Raw genomic sequence first — 21,032 nt, 5'->3', positions numbered from 1 at the left:
CGGTAATTATACGTGTATATCAAAGCAACAATCATGATATTGAACACATTTCTTTAAAGATTTATCAAACAACTAATAAAAATTAGTGACTTAGAGTGTGTTAAACTTGGTTTAATTAACCGTACATTCCAAATTTCTTCTTTTCGACCCTTATGATTAACAACTCAGAACAATCACAGAAAAATAGTTCACCAGCTATTGAGCCTAGCCGCAAGTTTTCAGTCGCCCCGATGATGGATTGGACTGATCGCCACTATCGCTATATGGCACGCCTACTTTCAAAACATACCCTTCTTTATACCGAAATGGTGACTACTGGCGCAATTATCCATGGGGGTGCTGATCGATTTCTCAGGTATAACAATGAAGAACACCCTATTGCACTTCAGCTTGGTGGGAGTAAGCCGTCCGAGTTATCACGATGCGCAGAAATTGCCGCTCAATTTGGCTATGACGAGATCAATTTAAACGTTGGCTGCCCAAGCGACAGAGTGCAAAATAACATGATTGGCGCTTGCTTAATGGCTCACGCTGACCTCGTTAAGCAATGTATTTCTGCGATGAAAAATACTGTAGACATCCCGATCACTGTTAAGCATCGAATTGGAATAGATGAACATGATAGCTATGAGTTTGTTCGTGATTTCGTATCGAAAATCGCTGAGGACGGATGTAAAACTTTTATCGTTCATGCGCGTATCGCCATTCTTGATGGCTTAAGTCCAAAAGAAAACAGAGAAATCCCACCTCTAAAGTATGAATATGTCTATCGCCTAAAAAAGGAATTTAAGGACCTTGAAATCATTATTAACGGCGGAATAAAGTCTATCGATTCGTGCAAGCAACACCTTAAGCTAGTTGATGGAGTAATGGTTGGACGCGAAGCCTACCAGCACCCATGGTTACTTTCTAGCGTCGACGAACAATTGTTTGGAGCAAAACCCCATGGTAAAAGCCGTCACGACATTATTCACGACATGATGCCTTACATTGAAACACAGCTTAAAGGGGGTCAAAAGCTTCATTACATTACTCGCCATTTATTAGGCCTCTTTCATGGACAATCCGGTGGCAAACAATTTCGCCGGTATTTAAGTGAAAACGCATACAAAGATGGAGCCGATCTTAAAACGCTAGAACAGGCGCTTTCTCTTGTGCCTGAAAAATGATTGGGATTGTCATATTCTTAAGCTAAAAAGCTGCTATCGTTTATAGATATGGAATACAAAAAGGAAATCAGAAATCAATGGCAAGTAAATTAGAACAGTTAAGACAGTACACTACCGTAGTCGCAGATACAGGTGACATTGACGCGATAAAAAAATGGCAGCCACAAGACGCAACAACTAACCCATCATTAATACTTAAGGCTGCCCCCCTCCCTCAATACCGCCCCTTAATTGACAACGCAATTAACTATGGATCTAGCCAGGGCAAGAGTGACCAAGAGCAGCTTTCTTTGGCATGCGACCACCTAGCAGTATCAATTGGTACCGAAATATCAAAAGTCGTTCCAGGCAGAGTTTCCACTGAAGTAGATGCTCGCCTTTCCTTTGATACCCCTGCCACAGTAGCCAAAGCTAAGTCCTTGATTCAACTTTATGAGGATAGCGGCGTTAGTAAGAGTAGAATTCTTATCAAGATAGCCTCCACATGGGAAGGAATTAAAGCGGCTGAGCAGCTGGAGAAAGAAGGCATCAATTGCAACTTAACCTTATTGTTTGACTTTGTGCAAGCTAAAGCAGCTGCAGAGTCTGGCGCCTTCTTAATTTCACCCTTCGTAGGTCGCATACTTGACTGGTATAAAGCAAACACCGACAAAGACCAATATCTTCCGCATGAAGACCCTGGCGTCATTTCGGTTTCAGAAATTTATAATTATTATAAACAACACGGCTTTAGCACTGTTGTAATGGGTGCAAGCTTTAGAAATACTGATGAAATTGAGCAACTAGCTGGCTGTGACCGGCTTACCATTAGCCCGGAACTACTGAAACAACTATCTTGTGACAATGGTAGCCTCGAACGAAAGCTGATTGTACCAAATTCGACTTCGACACAAGGTTTAGTAACTGATCAAGCAAGCTTTCGCTGGAATATGAACCAATCTCCAATGGCAACTGAAAAACTAGCTGAAGGCATCAGAAAATTTGCTATTGACCAAGTAGCCTTAGAAGGCTTGCTCAGAGACCACCCAGAATGATTCAGCGTTTAATTGCCAAAATAACACAATCAAATCAAGACCAAGCACTATCTGAAACTGACATTTCTACAGTTGCTACCGCATTATTAATTGAGGTTATTAATGCGGACCATAAACAAACCGAGTCTGAGTGGCTGGTGCTTCAAGAGCATTGTGCATCTGCGTTTCAGCTTTCAATCAGTGACACTGACGCTTTAATCCGTGAAGCGCGCGAACTATCTCGCTCTGCCACCTCGCTTTGGGAACATACCGACCTTATAAATAAAAAGTTTGATAGCGACTCAAAATATCGCTTAATTCTTGCGATGTGGAAAATTGCTTACGCTGATAGCGATATTGATCGTTATGAAGAGCACCTGATCAGAAAGGTCAGTGATTTGATTTATATACCTCACACCCTGTTCATCAAAGCGAAACACGAAGCTAGTAATATATAGCACTTAGTTTTAGAACGGACGTCATAAATGATAATTATCGGACATAGAGGTGCTCGGAACGAAGCGCCGGAAAACACTGTAACGGGCTTTATTCATGCTCAATCAAATGGCTGTTTGGATTTCGAGTTAGACATTCAATTATCTTCAGATGGAGAGTTGGTAGTCTATCACGACCGAAATTTGTCACGCACAAGCAACCTGCAAGGCAAGATAGCTCATTATCCCTATTCTTTTCTAAGCAAAGTTGATTCCCGACATAATACACCAGGCTGGCACTCTCCCTGTTACATTCCACACCTACAAGAAGTGGTAGATAGCGTACCAAATACTCGAAGCTGGCAATTTGAAGTAAAGAACGATCATCGGCATGTATTGAAACTAATTGTAAAGCGATTACAAGATTTTTTTCGCAGTAATAATCTTTATGATAAGGCAACGGTTACTTCTGCCAGCCGCTGGATTCTACATGAAATAAACCGATTATCGCCAGAAATAGACACCGGCTATGTCGCAGAATACCGGTATCGCAGGCCATTGAAGACCGCTGTATCGCTCGATTGCAAGCTACTGGTCATCAACAACAGGTTGATTAGCCCAACCTTATTGAGAAACGCAAAATCTTATGGGCTTGAGGTATCATGTTGGACGGTGAATAGTATTGAAAGAATGGAAACCCTAAAAGCAATGGGCGTTCATAGTATTATCACTGATATTCCGAGCTCTGCACTGCATCACTTTAATTAGATATCGCGCTTTCAAACAACTAAGCTAGGCAAGCCAAAAACGGCTACTTACCATAAGGCTAAGAGCGGAACATAATCACCCTTAGCCTTCATCTTTAATTCAAATACGCTTCCTGAAAATCTGAAACCCCATTATCATTAGAGTCCGAATTGTCAGGTTTAGTATTTAACAGATACTCTTCGATATTTGTTAAATTATCCTTATCCAAGTCTTTGAACTTATCGCTTGGGTCACTATCATCCAAGCCGTAAAGCATCTCGAATATTCCCGGCATCCCGTCTGAATCTTGATCCGTCACACCGATAGGCATTATATCGACGAGCGAGTCATACACACTTAATAACGCAAAGTCACTCTGGCCTGCGACTTGTTGCGGCAAGACTTTCATCATTAGCTCATCTTCTGTGGCTTGCTGTATCAGATACTTTGTTGGTTCGCCATCATCTGTAGGCTTATTGTCCTCGATATAGACTGCCCGCGTTTCTTGAGAGTTAAATAAAGAACTAGGATCGTCAACGATAGCAATGAAGTGCTGATTTTCTTCATGAAGATCATAAAACGTCGAGTATTCAGCTAAACCGTATGATTTATGCAACAAACTGCCTGCCACCGGCGCCTCTAGTGAAGCCAGAGTAAGTTGATGTCCAGATCCGAAGTAGATCAATTCACCATTTTCAGATAACTGAATGGGCCCGCTAAGCGGTTTCTCTGATGATTCAAAAATAGTGGATATTTCATCAGAGGCAATACCAAACGTCGATAAGTCCAAGGTCATTGAAAGTACTTCATTGTTTGGATGATTATCTACACGAACAACTGCAAGAATATCAACCAAAGTAGTGCAGCTGTCATTGCGACAGGCTAATTTAATACTGTCTGGCAAAACATCATATTCGATGTCCACAATACTACCAAGCAGCGCGCCAGCAGCATCAAACATAATCAATTTGTAGCGCTCTTCTAAAGCGGTGGAGTTTCGTGTGAAAACAAACAAGTTATCGCCCAATCCACTTATATGTACAACATCTGAATCTTCAGCAGCGAGCTGAACAAACGGAACCAAGGGGCTGTCACTTTCAAGATTTTGATAATAAATAGCTCCTTCGTCATCTGCAAAATATAACCTTTGTAAGCTTCCTGAAAGCGCGGTTACTACATCACCACTTACCGGTGTATGCGGGAGATAATACGATGTATCTTCAGAAGCCTCCATTCGATATCTGATGATTCTATCCCAGCCTTTACCGGAAAACGTTACGACATTTTGACTCCCTGCACTTATATCATCCCAGCTGGCATTGCGAACTTGGTCGATAGAGGCCTGCCCCGCCATCCACGCGGAATAGCACTTCCTGTCAGAAGGATCATCATTATCAATTACGCCATCAGTTAATCTATGACAACTCCTATCAAGTGGAAAATGATCAAACATCTCTTCCGAGCTTTCCGTGACGTACCGATCAGGTGCGCCGTCTGCATCACTATCTATCTTTGACGGGTCTGATATATATGAAAGTTGAACGCAATATTCACTGTTTCCTATGTTACTAAGTCGATATTCATCAGCATTACAAGAGGCTGTGCTCTCAATTAATCTCGGAGGGTTTGCGGAATCATAAATAACTTCATAACGAGATTCGGTGTCATTATTTTGATTGCCATCAAACAAGCCATCTCCATCTGTATCGTTCTTAGCAGGATTACTTTGGGTAAGCAGCACTTCAATACCATCCGGCAATCCATCAAAATCAGTATCTGCAACAATAACTGAAGAATCTTCATTATTTTGATCTAAGTCGTTGACATACAGATCATCATCTATGTCTTCATCGCCATCACTAAGGCCATCCCCATCGGTATCAGCCCTTAAAGGGTCAGATACTTTAAAGTTTTCTTCGTTGGATTCCAGCTCCTGGTAACTTGTATTGATATCGAGCGGATTAATATCAAAACGGGTATCACCATAGGTTTTCTCAATCAGCATGAGCTCGGTATAATCAGTAAGCCCGTCACCATCACTATCCGCTAGAGAAGGATTAGAGATATATCGAATATGAATTTTACCGATAACCTCAACACCCGCATCAAGCTCATCACCTTCAGCAACAAATGGCTCGTTTAACGAAGTGCCAGCATCATTGACTACAATTCTCGCGACGTCTGTAACGAGATATTCGTAGGCAGCACCCTCGAAGCTATTGGAAGGCGGATTCCAACCAGTAACACCACTCTTTGAATTAAGGTCTATATCGAGATCACGACCAGTCTTGAGCAACGTTAACTCATCAAGACCGAAACCATAGACCCACACTTCATCTCCATCTTTAAGCCCATCAACATCACTATCGTTATTGTCAGGCGAGGTGCCTAAAATATGAACCTCAATGCCATCTAATAACGAATCGTTGTCGCTATCAGGCTGCAAGGGGCTATCATCCTGCCCATCCGCTAGAAAATCATTGTCAGTATCTGGATTTAGTGGGTCAGTTAACGATAACGTAAGTTCTTCATTGTCATCGATCCCATCAAGATCAGAGTCTGCTAAGAGAGGATTGGTACCTATAGCTAGCTCTTCGCTATCAGTAAGCTCGTCGCCATCTGTATCTGAACCAAGGGGGTCTGTGCCTTCCTGATCAGCTCGATTAATTTCATCAAAGTCTGAAACACCATCTTGATCGCTATCCTCTGGACTTGGGCATGATACAGCCTGATAGGCAATGCACGTCCCATAACCCAACTCTTCGATATTGCTTAAGCCATCACCATCTTGATCATCAAGGGCATCATTAACTTCATTGCCATCGCTATCAACAGTATCGAAAAGAGTGAAGGAAAGATTAAGCTCAACATAGTCGCTCAAACCGTCGCCATCACGATCTTCGTCACCATCTCTTATACCATCATCATCTGAGTCAGTATCAAGAGGATCTGTTCCCGTAATCAAAATCTCCTGCCCATCGCTTAGACCGTCGTTATCACTATCGCTGAGTACAGGACTAGTTAACTGATCTGCTATTGAAATGGGAGTACAGAGAACTTCGCTTAACTCAAGACCTAGTTCAGTAGCATCATTCAGGCCATCGAAGTCAGTATCACTTTCAGCAGGATTACTTACTCCAAGTTCTATGAAATCACACAACAAGTCACCATCTGTATCTAAGAATAACGGATCTATTGTTAGGTTTACGTCAGGCTTACGTAAACGAAAATCGTCTGAATAACTGTCATAGACATAAGTGACCTCTAAAACGTCAGAAAGCCCATCACCGTCACTGTCTGACAACCTTGGGTCTGAAACCGGGTTTAGATTAGGAAGCTCGGAACATGATACAGGATCGCCTGACAAGCCAAGCTCAAATGCGTCACTTAATTCGTCAGAATCAGTATCGCTAAGTGCAGGGTCTGTTTGAAGATACTCACCATCTTGATCGTAAATATCTTCAAAAATATCACAAATCAAATCACCATCAGTATCTATGTTATTAGGGTTTGAGCCAACCAAAGTAACTTCGACATAGTCAGATAAACCATCTGAGTCGCTATCGGCATTATTTGGGTTAGAATTGCTATGATTTAGCTCGTAGCTGTCAGAGAGGCCATCACTATCACTATCAATCTCACCATCTAGCAGGACTCCATTACGCGACATACTGTCAAGCGGGTCGCCACCAAAGATTACTTCCTGGCCATCTTTAAGGCCGTCACCATCAGAATCAGGGTTAAACGGGTCAGTCGATGCAAAAAACTCCTCTCTATCATTTAAGCCGTCTTCGTCTGAATCGAAACTGAGAGGATCACTGAACACGTCCCCCTTGAAAAGAGCATCACAATTTAATGTAACGATACCCAGCTCTCTGCCATCTGTTAAGCCATCGCCATCCGAGTCTGAATTCAATAAACCTGTTCCTGTTAACTCGAGTTCTTGAGCATCACAGATAAGGTCGCCATCAGAATCATTGTTATCGGGATAGCTGCCTATCGTAATAATCTCATCATAGTCACTTAAGCCGTCGGCATCGGTATCACCTGAAGTCAGGCTGACTCGATGCTCGATACCCAGGCTGTCGGTAAACGAGTATTGTTGTTCGAACAAATCCGATAAACCATCTAGATCCGAGTCCGAAGGCGTAGGACATTCATCACTCACATCAACACAGCTACCTAGACTACGTTCCAATGAATTGCTTAGGCCATCATCATCCATATCTTCGCTATCTGAATCAAAGTCCCTAGCAATTATGCTATTAAAATCTGTTGAAAAGTCATACTCTTCAGGCTGGTCGAAGTTGGAAAACTGAGCAAGCGTACCTTCTGCAAATAAGGACTCCCACCATTGAGGTAAGCCGTTGTCATCGGAATCTCCAACTTGAACCACATCAAACCTTAAGCCGGCAGAACCGCTTTCATCAATATTTGAAGGCTGAGTTAGAGCCAAAACATTAAACCCGGTAGGTATTAGAGCAACAAGCTCACGACCGTAATAACTTTGCTCAAGACTCCACTCACCTGTAAGGCCATAACTTAAGCGTAATGCATTATTAGCGCTCATAGATTGAATATGATGATCCTGGTGATAGATACCCAGATTAAAATTACTGCTATTGTCATATTCGAAACTTAAATCATTCGTGTCAAAGATAACGCCGTTCGAAATATAGAGTTTTGAACCAGCGACCTCTTCTTTCACATATAAGGGTGACACGAGTGTTTGATCTGATTCAAAAATAGTTTGTGACAAACTCTTACCAGGAACATCCACGACAAGTTGCACCAACTCACTGCTATTACTCCTAAAGCCCCATAGTGCTGCGCTATCGGCGTTCTGCCACACGACCGAAGACAATTGAATATTACTTGAGAATGGTGACACATTAACCGGAGATTGGCCTGCCCCCGCATCTTCAAACATAAAGATATTCTCACTAGCGCCGTCTGCAGAAACTGAAGCTAGGAGAAAATCACCCTGATCAACTAAGGCAATAACCGCTTGTTTTTCGGGAAGCAGATAACTAAGAGTTAGGCTTGGCTCTGCTTGGGTAAGATCAGCACTCCAAATCGAACCATCACTAAACCCTAAGTAGAGTAAATTACTATTGGTGCGCGCGTAATTAGCGGAGGTAATTCTCGCATCTATATCGCCTTTCCCGATTGCCTTGGTAAACCTTCCTTGATCAGCTTGAAATCTAATTACTTCAGGCCAAGTATCGTTAAAAAATAAAACTTCCTGCTTACTAGATTCGTCTATTTGAGGTTCAAAGCTCACTTTGATCTCATCAGCTTTATTTCTGGCTAGCCATGTGGCATAACACGTCCCCTGAGGAACGAAAGACTCAGAAGCATTTTTGTTGTACGCTAACAAATCATCAGGGTATAAAACCTGATATAAGGTCTTATCGTCAATAGCTAGTGAAGACTCCTCTTCACGATCTAAAACCCCATCGTTATCGGTATCAGAGCTTGACGGGTCGGTAAGCGTAAGAGCAACTTCGACACCATCGCTAAGCTGATCACCATCACTATCTGGTATAAGAGGGTTTGTTGAAGTCAAATACTTCTCGACACCATCAGATAAACCATCGCCATCGGAATCAGCGGAAAGAGGTTCAGTGCCGAGTAACAATTCTAACCCGTCTTCAAGTCCATCGTTGTCGGAGTCACTGCCATTTACAAGCGTCCCATTTACTAATTCTAACTCATCGGTTAAACCGTCATGATCCTTATCATCACCAATTGATGGGTCCGCATCATCAATTGGGTCACTACCCCAGATGAGCTCAAAACCATCTGAGTAACCATCGCCATCACTATCAAGTAAAACTGGGGAGAGGTTTAATTCACTCTCAGTAAAGTCATTAATCCCATCAGAGTCAGAGTCTCGCAAATGAGGGTTGGTTGAATAGGCGCTTGTAAGTTCCACCAGGTCGGGCAGGCCATCAGAGTCTAGATCATCTGGGCGCCCCTCGCCTTCCACTGAACAGTTCTGATCAAATCTGAAATAGTCGCGAAAGTTTGGAACTCCATCGCCATCACTGTCAACAAAAGCGTTTGAAGCATCAGTAGAACCGTTCAACTTATCGATATTTAGCCCTACAAAAGCTTTCGCACCCTCGTATGAAAACGAGTCTTGAACCTCATTGTCTTCAGCAACCAGGGGAGCAAGCTCTAAACGAATTAAATCACCATACCTTAGCTTTTCACCAGGGTAGGTAAAATCTTTAACTAAACGATCCAGCTCACCATTTATATACCAACGAGCTTCAAGCGTTTCCAACGCAACAGCGCTGAACTTGGACAAATCTAGACTCACTGATTCGCCCTCCTCAACAACGACGGGAGTAATGGAAAACTCAGTTAGCTCAGAGTCTGTTTCGATAGTGGGGAGCCTAAGTGTTTCAGTACGACCGTACTCCTGCCCTATGCTGTACGAATATTCTACAGATATTACGTCGCCAAACCTGATGTTTGTCTCTGGGTTTGTCGGAAACTCAAAAGAGCTTTCTCCTGGAACCTCAACATCATTAATAAACCAAACTGGTGTGAAATTTGCTGCCGCGTAGAAGTCATCGTTCTCTGTACTACTGATCAATCGTGCTTTAACGCTTGCATCTACCGGATGAAGATTTTCATCCCAGTATTCAGTATCTAAAACAGGAATATAATTACCAAGATCACCTACAAAGACTCCTTCAAGCGTGGCAAGACGAATGTCTTGCTGACTGGAAAAATCTGCTGAGCGTTTAAGGTAAATAGTCGCTTCAATGACATCTCCGTATTCAAGCTTACTGGCTTCGTACAGATACGGATATCGTTTATCAGTAAAACTATATACTAGTGAATCTGTAGATATATCGTTTACAGCCCATTCGACATACAAATGATCTGCTATGTGCGCGCCTGACAAATCAAGCTGACCAGCACTTAAAAGGGGCGGATTTTCATCGTCTGAATAATCAGAGTTTAGGACAAAACCATTAGTCCCAATTAAATGCGTGGAATAACTATATTCTATCAACTGTTCATCTAGCGCTTTGACACTAAGATAGATTGTTAGCGTGTCACCAAATTCACCTTGCCCAGAGTCTAATGACACAGTATCGGTAGAATTCAAGCCTTCGAGTGATTGAACACTGCCGTCCCTATAGCGCTCAATTTCGTAACGTACGGCTATATCATTGGCAAATCGAGTTAAACTAAGGTTTCCTAAGTGAGGGGTAAGTAATCTACCCGGCTCTGGAAACGTCAAACCAAAATTAATACTTACCACATCGCCGTTTGAGTCGAATATTGCCGAGTTAGACGTCTCAGGCTGTATCAATAAGTTCGAACCTAAAAGAACAAAGTTCGAAGTGTCTTCTTCGACACTAGGTATATAAAAAGATGAAACAGATTGTGTAGTTAAGGAGTAATAGCTAATCGCACCTCCGCTAAATGCCAGATACATCCGTCTTAATTCAGAGTCGAACAAAAGCTTCTGTACTTTTTGATAATTACTGTACTTGTCTTTAGGCAGCTGTACGTGACCTAAGAACCTATCCCTATTGCCGCTTTCTCTAATGATAAAATGCCAACTGTCGTCAAAATACCAGTACTCATCTAGGTCTGAGTTGTAAACTTCGGCTTTGCTATCTGTTGCTGCTAAGATGTCAGCAAAACAAGGAAGATTGTCATTAGCGTCTATAACGCCATCTCCGTTCACATCATCAATTCCAGACAACGGTTCAGGGCATTTTTCTCGAAAATCTACAGCATCGACATCAACGACCGAAGCATTTATATCCCCCAAATATATGGACGATTGTTTGTCGCTATAGGTAAGCGTCGCATTTATGGCTTGGCCTGCCTGAAGGTTTGAAATAACTGACAAGTCGCCGGTAAGGCCCTCAGAAGCTGCTAGCTGGAAGGGGCTGGCTTCCTCTTCATCATTGATTTGATATTGGACAGAAAAAGATTCACCAATCAAGTCAAGATCGAGAAACTCTCCGACGTTTTCATTATTGTCACCGCAAACAGGATATAGCTCGCATATTTGATCAGTTGCTTTAAATTGAAGGACGATCTTAGAGCCTGCGTTAACGAACTCGGAGCCTGTCACAGGATCTTGATTTTCGCTTACAACCCTAAATTCAAGTGTTGAGAAATCAAAGATTGTGAAAGGTAGTTCAAATCCGAATTGCTGTTCATCGACCTCTACTGCTTTTGTCTCAGGGTTAACCTGAGCTTCTGTTGTGAGCTGTACATATGCAGAATACGAACCCGCTTTTGATCCATCGATTTTTAGTTCTAAGAAACGCGCACTTCCACTATCGAACAGACGAGAGGAAATAGTCGCATTATGCGTATCAGGTGCTACGTTGATGCTGGAAGCGACGTCTATTTCAACCGACATATCCCCAACCAATATACATTGGGAGTCATGAGGCGCACAGCTTAGCTTTTCATCATCACCTGTCTGAACTTCCTCTATTGGGATTGTCAGAACTAGACTTTGATCTATAGGCATTAGTAAAGCGTCTTCGAATTGCACAGAAACCGAACGCAATCCATCATAACCATTATCGACAATCTCATTGGGAGTTGATGGGTCAGGGTCATCATTATCGAGCATTCCGTCACCGTCAGAATCTACACCACCAGCCGCTCCAACCAACGCTAAATTTTGCAAATAAGAATTGTATTCACCGAAATCAGAGTCTTCGCCAACAAGCAGTTCAAACTCTTGCTCTAACAGTTGGCCCAATTCACTAACGTTCACCGTGGTATCTGGGATAAATGCGGAAGACGGCTCTCTCGTTGCAAAATACGTAAGACTATTTATCGAAGACAAGGATTCAATAAATTCAGAATTCTGCTTGCCATCAATTTGTCCGTCATACAGATCCTTGGCAATCTCGTTTTGAACTACTTCGTAATCTAAATTACTTGCTACCTTAAGAGACTGGAGCATCGCGCCGTAATATTCGATATTAAAGCGATAACGATAGGATGCCTCAAGCTCATCTTGAAAGTACTTCATGTGAGGAAGAGTGACCGGACTGATAGCGAAAATATTCTTCAGCTCATCCCCCTCTGTAATATTAAAAGACCTGGACACAATGCTTTGCGACTCTTCAAGAAGTTCGCTTAAAGCCTGTTCACCAAGATCAAAATAGACATTTTTCTCATTGGCGGCGGAACCCTGATAGCCATTACCATCGTTCAAGCGTTCAACAAGAGGCTGGAGGTTAATGACTTTTTGCTGAGCAATTTCTACCGCAAGAGAAGTAAGCGGGGTTGTATATCGAGAGGGTTGCACCGTAAACAACTCGTCAGATGCCCCTGACTCAAAATCTGCCAAAGATGTAATTAATTCGCCTTCTGCGTTGCGCTGGACAATACCATTCTTAACATAATAACGAGTCTCATCTAATGCTTCATTATCGCCGTATCCGAGAATGTCATCGGTATGGATGATTGATACCATTTTACTCAATATAGGAGCTTTACCACTATTTAGGTCAACGGATGAAGGAACCATGTTTGCTTCTATATATATAAATCCTCGATACTGGCCGACAAACAGCCCTTCCAGTTTCGCGGCACCGTTTGAAGAACCGTAAGATAGCCTATTGGCAGAAACCCCGTTTTCTACATCGGTACTAAGTAAAATACTATCGAATGCTAATTGAGCCTCCTGCTGCATCAGACTCATTAGCTCACTATGCATAGCTTGTATATCTTCAGCGGCGTCAACACCTTCACGCACGCCTAAAAAACTGTAGACAGCTCGATGATTTTGAACGATAGATATAAGGTCTTGACAGGTAATAATGGAGTGAAAGAATGAATTCAAACCTGCTTTGACTGATGGGTTTCCCTCTTTCCGATAGGCTAAATAAACAAGCTCCTTTAGATCAATTACAGGTAAAGATTGAGCTAGGGAATCACGAAGTTCTTTCAAGTTACTAATTGCAACTTGGTCGTTTGTCTCAAGCGCTATTTCAACAAGCGTTTTCTCGTCGTTAGATTCATCAAACGCGACAACATCATAGCGCTCAGCAATTTCTTTACTTGTCATTGCTAATGATTGCAGTTCGCTAAAAGAGTCCTTAAGTGCTGACCAGTGTTCTGCTTTCGTCGGGTCTGACTCTTTAGTTGAGTATTTGGCTACTACCGAATTAACACCTGAAAATGAGCTAACTTCGAGAAGCTCTTCATAAAAGCCATCAACATCGTTCAATTTCCGCTTAAAATCATTTAGATCAGAGTAAGCGGAAAGGGCTTCCGAAACTCTGTCTTTAACAATTGAATTTGTCTCTTCCTTAAGCAAGTCAAATGTGGAATCCTCGTCTTTAACTGGCTTTGTTAGCCCTAGATAGACATCCAAATAGCTTTTAGCTTTTGCAATAGTTCCTGCGTTTTCAACTTTTACTTTGAAATAGTCGAGTTCAGAAACATAGGAGCCTGTTTCAACCAGAGCCTCGAAATCATTCAGCACCTGAGCAGAACTCCGACCTTCAGGTAGAACCAAGGAATCACCATCAATAGATATACCCAGGTCAGCGTATGCCTTAAAAACACCGTTAGCAACAGATTTAAAGTTTGCATATCGCTCTGACTCTAAATCGACGCTATAGATCGAGATATCGGAGAAAGCGACTGGGCCTTTAACTGCACCACTATTTAGAAAAATGTCTAAGGATTCGTTTCCTTCCGTGTCTTCTGGTAAAGGAACATATTTACTGTCACCCTCGCCACAACCGGAAAGAATTAAAAGGAGTGTAAACAGGGAGCTCCAAGAAAACAGTCTAAACCTTTGAGTTATCATATAAGCGGCACTTTTCCATGTCTGGCTACGTAGTTTAGTCAGTTGTAGCGATAGTCGGCTTTATTACAAAATATCCCTAATGCTACAAAATCAGAAAAAGTCTTACAAATGAAGGAATTCCGAAGCGTGAACTGAGACAACAAAAAGAAAAAGAGCGTTCAAAAAACGCTCTCAAATCGAAGAAAAATGACGAAAAGTTTAAAATCAGAATATGCGATTAAGACCATTTAGTGCCGCAACACGATATGCTTCTGCCATAGTTGGGTAGTTAAATGTGGTATTAATGAAGTAATCTAGGGTATTTGCATCACCTTCCTGATTCATAATCGCCTGACCGATGTGTACGATTTCGGCCGCCTGATCTCCAAAGCAATGGATTCCCAATATTTTTTTGGTCTCACGATGGAACAATATTTTAAGCATTCCGACCGCTTCACCGGTAATCTGAGCTCTAGCCAAGTCTTTGAAAAATGCCTGCCCTACTTCATAAGGAACTTTGGCTTCCGTAAGCTCCTTTTCATTCTTACCGACAGAGCTAATTTCTGGGATCGTATAGATACCGGTAGGTACATCATTAATAAACCTGAAGTAACTATCGTTAAGCAAAGCGGATGAAGCAGAGCGACCTTGATCGTAAGCAGCGCTAGCAAGTGCTGGCCAACCAATCACATCACCTACAGCATAGATATTCTCTACATCTGTTCGATAGTGGTCGTCAATTGAAAGCTGACCGCGTGAGTTTGCTTCAAGACCTATATTTTCTAGCCCAAGATTTTGGGTATTGCCGCTGCGACCATTACACCAAAGAAAAGCATCAGCTTTGATCTTTTTGCCCGACTCGAAAGTAACCTCTACACCGTAATCGGTACCGACAACTGTCTCGTAGGTTTCGTTGTGTCGGACAAGAACACCATTGTTTCGAAGGTGATAGCTAAGCGCATCAGAAATCTCATCATCAAGGAATGATAGTAATTTCTCGCCAGGATTAATCAGGTCGACTTTCACACCTAAACCTGAAAAAATTGATGCATACTCGGAGCCAATAACACCGGCACCATAAATAACCATAGTGCGTGGAGTATGGCTAAGCTGCAATACCGAATCACTACAATAGATACGCTCATGCGTAAAATCAACGTTGGACGGACGATAGGGACTAGACCCGCTAGCTATGATCGCCTCTTTAAAATGAACAATATCTGCGGAACCATTTCCACGTATTTCTATACGATTATCATCTAGAAAGTAGGCCGACCCGTTGTACAAGTCTATTTTATTTCGCGCATAAAAACGGGTTCTTAGCTTAACCTGTTTACTGATTACCTTTTCTGCGTTCTTCAAGACTCTCGGAAAGGAAAACCATCTTGGCTCACCGATATCACGGAACATGGTATTGGTGTTAAAGGTAATAATCTGCTTAACGGCGTGTCGAAGTGCTTTGGAAGGTATTGTTCCAACATGAGCACAGTTCCCGCCAACTACGGGTTTATCTTCGATCACAGCGACCATTTTATGGCCTTTTGCAGCGTTTAACGCTGCCCCTTCACCTGCAGGGCCTGCGCCAATTACTACAACATCATAATGATACTCAGCCATATAACCTTGATCTCCTGAACCTCTAGAAAAAACCGTATGTAATGATACTTAAGCTGTATCTACTTCATTGCATTATAAGAAATATCTTTTCCGGCAGCGTCTTTAGCAGCACTATCAACTTCTTTGTCGCATTTATCCTTGTCACCGCCACAGACGTCGCAAGCAACCTCCATACCAAGCGCACTCATTCCACCACACGAACCGGTAATCGGCTTATTGGCAAAAATAACGCCAACAGCCATAACCAACATTAACAGGGCAAGAACACCGAAAACTATGAAAAATAACTCCATAAGTTCCTCCTACTTAAGATACTGTTTAAACGAATCAGTGTGCATTGTTATGAGGCCTTCATCACCTCGATAGATAAATAACGCACTGATATTGTGCTTTGAGGCAAACTCATACCCCCTCTGCTCACCCATCACCATTAGCGCCGTCGCAAGCCCGTCAGCTAACATGCAATCTTCAGCAATCACACTAACAGATGCAAGCAGATGCTCAACTGGCCTGCCGCTGAGTGGGTCAATCGTGTGAGAATATCGTTTACCATTTTCTTCAAAATAATTTCGGTAATCGCCCGACGTAGCGAGCGCAGCATTACCAAGATGAACCCTAGTATAAACGTTTCTACCCTGTTTATCAGGTGATTCAATACCTAATACCCACAAGGAGTCACGAACACTTCTACCATGAGTCACTACCTCACCACCAATTTCTACCAGAAAGTTTGCGATGCCTTGGTCACGCAACGCGATAGCAACTTTATCTGCTGCAAAACCTTTAGCAATAGCAGAGAGGTCTAATTCTACGTCCTGGAGTTTGTACAGTTGACCGTCAACCAATTTAAAGCGTTGAACACCTACTTTTTCAAGCACAGAAGCGAGATTCTTTTCATCAACAACTATCCCCTTGTGCTTAGAGCCACCGCCAAAGCCCCAGGCATCAATTAGCGGACCAACAGTTGGGTCGAAGCTCCCTTCGCTCAAGTTATTTAACGCAAGCGCCTCATTAAGCACTTCAATAGTTGCGGCCGACAAGGAAACACCCTCACCTATAGCAGCGCGATTAAATCTAGAGACTTCGGAGTCAAGCTTATAGGTAGACATCAAAGAGTCTATCGAAGCAAGCTCAGCCTCAATCGCAGAATGAATCGTATTTAGCTGTGAACTATCAACCTCCGATGGGCTCACAATATTTATATTGTAAGTGGTACCCATCGTCGAACCACTTAAAGAATATTGAAGTCGGTCTGGATGAGGTTGGCCGCACGCCATTAGGCCGAGCATCAAAACCAAAAAAATAGAAAATCTAAACACAATAAATAAAAACCGCTGTAAACGAAAAACGCCAGCCTTGTTCAGGGCTGGCGTAACTAGAAATATAACTAGACGAGATTAACCGCCAAAGTCATCGAGTAAGATGTTCTCATCTTCAACACCTAGACTCTTAAGCATCTGAATAACAGCTGCGTTCATCATTGGAGGCCCACACATGTAGTACTCACAATCTTCTGGTGCTGGATGGTCTTTGAGGTAATTTTCATATAGAACATTATGAATAAACCCGGTGTAACCCTTCCAGTTATCTTCTTCCATCGGATCAGATAACGCAGCATGCCATACAAAGTTTTCATTTTCTTCTGCTAGCTTGTCATACTCGTCCTGATAAAACATTTCTCTCAAGCTTCGAGCACCATACCAGAATGACATCTTACGCTTAGACTCAAGTCGCTTAAGCTGATCAAAAATATGTGAACGCATCGGGGCCATACCCGCACCGCCACCAACAAATACCATTTCGTTGTCAGTATCTTTAGCAAAGAACTCACCAAATGGCCCGTAAACATCGATGGTATCGCCCTTCTTAAGATTGAATACGTAAGATGACATTATCCCTGGAGGGTGGTTCGTTCCTGGAGGAGGCGAAGCGATACGAATGTTGAACTTAACAAGCCCTTTTTCTTCAGGATAGTTTGCCATTGAGTAAGCTCGTATAACGTCTTCTTTAACAATTGACTTATACTGCCACAAGTTGAATTTATCCCAGTCTTCGCGATATTCGTCTTGAATTTCAAAGTTTTTATAATCAACTTCGTGAGGTGGACACTCAAGCTGAACATAACCACCAGCGCGAAAGTCAACGTTCTCGCCCTCTGGCAACTTAAGAACCAGTTCTTTAATGAAAGTAGCTACGTTGTCGTTTGATTCAACAGTACAAACCCACTTCTTAACGCCAAATACTTCTTCGTCAACTTCGACTTTCATGTCCTGTTTCACAGGAACCTGACAAGCGAGTCTCCAGCCTTCACCTTCTTCACGCTTGGTAAAGTAAGCTTTTTCAGTTGGAAGCATAGAGCCACCACCTTCTAAAACTTTACACTTACACTGCGCACATGTACCACCGCCACCACAAGCTGATGATAGAAATAGGCCTTCAGAAGCAAGCGTTTGAAGTAGCTTTCCTCCTGCCGGGGTTTTAATAGTGTTGTCAGGATCTTCGTTTATCAAGATAGAGACGTCACCACTACTCACTAATTGTTTTCTTGCGATCAGTATGATGGCTACAAGTGACAGTACAATCACCGTAAACATCACCACACCGAGTACTATTTCTGCATTCATATTAATACCTTATCTATCTACCCAGTGTTAATTAAAGCGAGATACCAGAGAACGACATAAAACCTAGTGACATCAAGCCTACAGTGATAAAGGTAATACCCAAGCCACGCAGACCTTCAGGCACATCACTGTACTTGAGCTTTTCTCGGATACCGGCCAATGCGACGATCGCAAGAGCCCAACCGACACCAGCACCCAAGCCATAGACCGTGCTCTCAGCAAGATTATAATCACGCTCAACCATAAATAGAGATGCACCCATGATCGCACAGTTTACTGTGATCAATGGTAGGAATACCCCAAGAGCGTTATACAGATCCGGGAAGTACTTATCCAAAACCATTTCTAGAATCTGTACCAAAGCAGCGATAACACCAATGTAAGTTAACAAACCCAAGAAACTCAGGTCTACATCAGGATAGCCCGCCCAAGCCAAGGCTCCATCTTTTAGAAGGTAGGTATAAATAAGATTATTTACAGGAACAGTGATTGCCAATACAACGACTACGGCAATACCTAGACCGGTTGCAGCTTGAATCTTCTTAGAAATCGCAAGGAAGGTACACATTCCCAAAAAGAATGCCAAAGCCATATTTTCAACAAATACAGCCTTAACAAATAGGCTTAAATAATATTCGATCATTAGAACGCCTCCTTAACAGAGTGAGACGAGATTTTGTAATCAGCAGGCTCTACCTGGTCTTTCTTCCATTGCCTTAAGCCCCAAATAAGCAAACCGATGATAAAGAAAGCACTTGGAGGAAGCAGCAACATACCATTAGGTACATACCAGCCACCATTGTTAACGGTAGGCATAAGCTCGATGCCAAACAACATGCCTGAACCAAACAATTCACGTACAAAAGCGACTAATAGCAAAATAACGGCATATCCTAAACCATTACCTATGCCATCCAGGAAACTCATGCCTGGGCCATTTTGCATTGCAAACGCTTCAGCACGCCCCATTACGATACAGTTCGTGATAATCAAGCCCACAAAAACTGAAAGCTGCTTACTAAGTTCATAGGCATAGGCCTTGAGAACCTGATCAACAACAATTACCAACGAAGCAATGATAGTCATTTGAACAATGATTCGTATGTTCGAAGGTATTTGGCTACGAATTACGGATACAAACAAGTTAGATAGGCCACATACTGCACATACAGCCAAGCCCATAACAACCGATAGCTCCATACTAGTGGTAACGGCTAACGCAGAACAAATACCTAAGATTTGAAGTGCGATAGGGTTATTGCTAAAAACTGGTTCAAAAAGAACTTTTTTTGCTGTTACATCACTCATTCTTAAGCTCCTTCACGCAAGCGATTCAGGTACTTTTGGAATCCCTGCTCGCCAGTCCAATATTGAATAAGGTTAGTCACACCCACACTAGTCAAAGTAGCACCAGATAGACCGTCTACCATGTATTCGGCATCAGCTCGACTTTTATCAACTGCGCCTTTAATCAAGCCAAGCTTTGGCTGATCGCTAGACGCGAAGTCGTAGACCTTTTTACCCGGCCAAATCGCTTTCCAGCGCGGATTATCAACCTCACCACCCAAGCCAGGAGTCTCGGCATGCTCATAGAAGCCAAGCCCAACGACTGTATTAGCATCGCCCTCCAAAGCCAAGAAACCATGCAGTGTCGACCATAAGCCATAACCGCTTACAGGAAGAATGATCGTTTCAATCTTTCCGGCATCTTCAACCAAGTAGATCTTGGCGAACTTAACTCTACGCTTGATACCTGCAACGTCGTCAGCTCGCGAAAGAGTTGTTGAAAAGGCTGGATCTTTAGCCGCTTTTCTCTGGTCGTAATCAAGGACATTTTCCTTATTTACTGCAGACGCCTCGACATATTCACCGCTATCCAAGTCAACCAACATTGGCTTAATCGCAGAGAAGGCATTCTCAATTTCAGTCGCCGAAGCGCCCTCAACCAATAAGCCTGCGGCAGCCAAAATATTAGCTTTAAGGTTTAGCGCCTTGTTCTTCTCTTGTATTGGCTTTAACAGTACAACAGAGCCCGCTACTACAATCGAACAGACAATACAGAGCAAAAATGCAACCGTAATAGTTTTTCCTACCGTTTCTTTACTAGACACGTGCCAATCTCCTCTTGATATTCGCTTGCATTACCAAGTGGTCAATATATGGTGCGAACAGGTTAGCGAACAATATTGCCAACATCATGCCTTCAGGGAATGCAGGGTTAACAACACGTATTAAAACAACCATTACACCGATGAGCGCACCAAATACAAACTTACCTTGGTTAGTCATTGATGCGGATACTGGGTCTGTTGCCATAAAAAACATCCCGAACGCAAAACCACCAATAACAAGATGCCAATAAAAAGGCATTGCAAACATAGGGTTAGTGTCAGAGCCGATCATATTGAAGATAAGTGACATTGCTGTCATACCACCAAATACACCAACAACGATACGCCAGGAAGCAATTTTGGTTGCAAGCAATGCAAAACCGCCAATCATAATCGCTAGCGTCGAAGTTTCACCAATTGAGCCCTGAATAAAGCCTAAGAACGCGTCGACCCATGAAACTGATTGGTTAAGACCTTCAATTCCGCTGGCTGCAACAATGCTTAGAGGCGTCG

13 protein-coding genes are annotated in these 21,032 nt (G+C 42.6%); 4 read left to right on the top strand and 9 right to left on the bottom strand.

What is annotated here, in order from left to right; genetic code table 11:
- Window positions 1-152 precede the first annotated feature (152 nt).
- The 4 genes from dusA to A3761_RS13435 all read left to right on the top strand — a co-directional run bounded on the left by dusA (window position 153) and on the right by A3761_RS13435 (window position 3,384).
- Window positions 153-1,169 carry a tRNA dihydrouridine(20/20a) synthase DusA gene (gene dusA, locus A3761_RS13450; RefSeq protein WP_068506500.1) on the top strand — a complete coding sequence of 339 codons (1,017 nt, stop codon included), beginning with the start codon at window positions 153-155 and terminating at the stop codon, window positions 1,167-1,169.
- 77 nt (window positions 1,170-1,246) lie between these two features.
- A complete protein-coding gene (gene tal, locus A3761_RS13445) occupies window positions 1,247-2,203 on the top strand; it encodes a transaldolase (RefSeq protein ID WP_068506497.1) in 957 nt (318 codons plus the stop codon).
- Entirely contained in the window at window positions 2,200-2,640 is a 441-nt protein-coding gene (locus A3761_RS13440; RefSeq protein WP_068506495.1) for a TerB family tellurite resistance protein, read from the top strand. The genes tal and A3761_RS13440 overlap by 4 nt, the downstream gene beginning before the upstream one ends.
- 27 nt (window positions 2,641-2,667) lie before the next feature.
- Complete coding sequence (locus A3761_RS13435) at window positions 2,668-3,384, top strand: glycerophosphodiester phosphodiesterase (protein WP_068506491.1); 717 nt, start codon at window positions 2,668-2,670, stop codon at window positions 3,382-3,384.
- Window positions 3,385-3,478: 94 nt separating this feature from the next.
- Here A3761_RS13435 and A3761_RS13430 read toward each other — a convergent pair whose 3' ends face one another.
- From A3761_RS13430 to A3761_RS13390, 9 genes are all read right to left on the bottom strand, one after another.
- A complete protein-coding gene (locus A3761_RS13430; RefSeq protein ID WP_068750341.1) occupies window positions 3,479-14,188 on the bottom strand; it encodes a hypothetical protein in 10,710 nt (3,569 codons plus the stop codon).
- A gap of 204 nt (window positions 14,189-14,392) precedes the next feature.
- Window positions 14,393-15,784 (bottom strand): Si-specific NAD(P)(+) transhydrogenase, encoded by a 1,392-nt coding sequence (gene sthA, locus A3761_RS13425; RefSeq protein ID WP_068506486.1) that lies wholly within the window; start codon window positions 15,782-15,784, stop codon window positions 14,393-14,395.
- 59 nt (window positions 15,785-15,843) lie between these two features.
- On the bottom strand, window positions 15,844-16,077 hold the full coding sequence (gene nqrM, locus A3761_RS13420) for a (Na+)-NQR maturation NqrM (protein WP_068506484.1): 234 nt from the start codon (window positions 16,075-16,077) through the stop codon (window positions 15,844-15,846).
- Window positions 16,078-16,086: 9 nt separating this feature from the next.
- Window positions 16,087-17,103: an FAD:protein FMN transferase gene (locus A3761_RS13415; RefSeq protein ID WP_156490566.1), complete on the bottom strand. Its 1,017-nt coding sequence runs from the start codon at window positions 17,101-17,103 to the stop codon at window positions 16,087-16,089.
- Window positions 17,104-17,181: 78 nt separating this feature from the next.
- Entirely contained in the window at window positions 17,182-18,408 is a 1,227-nt protein-coding gene (nqrF, locus tag A3761_RS13410) for an NADH:ubiquinone reductase (Na(+)-transporting) subunit F (protein WP_068506479.1), read from the bottom strand.
- A 31-nt stretch (window positions 18,409-18,439) separates the two neighbouring features.
- Window positions 18,440-19,051, bottom strand: coding sequence for an NADH:ubiquinone reductase (Na(+)-transporting) subunit E (nqrE, locus tag A3761_RS13405; RefSeq protein ID WP_197470144.1), 612 nt, complete (start codon window positions 19,049-19,051; stop codon window positions 18,440-18,442).
- Window positions 19,051-19,716 carry an NADH:ubiquinone reductase (Na(+)-transporting) subunit D gene (locus A3761_RS13400; RefSeq protein WP_068506475.1) on the bottom strand — a complete coding sequence of 222 codons (666 nt, stop codon included), beginning with the start codon at window positions 19,714-19,716 and terminating at the stop codon, window positions 19,051-19,053. The genes nqrE and A3761_RS13400 overlap by 1 nt, the downstream gene beginning before the upstream one ends.
- Before the next feature lie 2 nt (window positions 19,717-19,718).
- Window positions 19,719-20,519, bottom strand: a complete 801-nt coding sequence (locus A3761_RS13395; RefSeq protein WP_068506472.1) for a Na(+)-translocating NADH-quinone reductase subunit C — start codon at window positions 20,517-20,519, stop codon at window positions 19,719-19,721.
- A partial coding sequence (locus A3761_RS13390) for an RnfABCDGE type electron transport complex subunit D (protein ID WP_197473043.1) occupies window positions 20,512-21,032 on the bottom strand: 521 nt, incomplete at its 5' end. The genes A3761_RS13395 and A3761_RS13390, both read right to left, overlap by 8 nt.

The organism is Oleiphilus sp. HI0123 (genome assembly GCF_001635315.1).
Note: the sequence above shows the minus strand (reverse complement) of the source record. Positions and strands in the feature narration are given on the sequence as shown.

Excerpts from the sequence above, each read along its gene's own strand:
- dusA (WP_068506500.1), top strand. The coding sequence starts at position 153 with ATGATTAACAACTCAGAACAATCACAGAAAAATAGTTCACCAGCTATT.
- tal (WP_068506497.1), top strand. The coding sequence starts at position 1,247 with ATGGCAAGTAAATTAGAACAGTTAAGACAGTACACTACCGTAGTCGCA.
- A3761_RS13440 (WP_068506495.1), top strand. The coding sequence starts at position 2,200 with ATGATTCAGCGTTTAATTGCCAAAATAACACAATCAAATCAAGACCAA.
- A3761_RS13435 (WP_068506491.1), top strand. The coding sequence starts at position 2,668 with ATGATAATTATCGGACATAGAGGTGCTCGGAACGAAGCGCCGGAAAAC.
- A3761_RS13430 (WP_068750341.1), bottom strand. The coding sequence starts at position 14,188 with ATGATAACTCAAAGGTTTAGACTGTTTTCTTGGAGCTCCCTGTTTACA.
- sthA (WP_068506486.1), bottom strand. The coding sequence starts at position 15,784 with ATGGCTGAGTATCATTATGATGTTGTAGTAATTGGCGCAGGCCCTGCA.
- nqrM (WP_068506484.1), bottom strand. The coding sequence starts at position 16,077 with ATGGAGTTATTTTTCATAGTTTTCGGTGTTCTTGCCCTGTTAATGTTG.
- nqrF (WP_068506479.1), bottom strand. The coding sequence starts at position 18,408 with ATGAATGCAGAAATAGTACTCGGTGTGGTGATGTTTACGGTGATTGTA.
- nqrE (WP_197470144.1), bottom strand. The coding sequence starts at position 19,051 with ATGATCGAATATTATTTAAGCCTATTTGTTAAGGCTGTATTTGTTGAA.
- A3761_RS13400 (WP_068506475.1), bottom strand. The coding sequence starts at position 19,716 with ATGAGTGATGTAACAGCAAAAAAAGTTCTTTTTGAACCAGTTTTTAGC.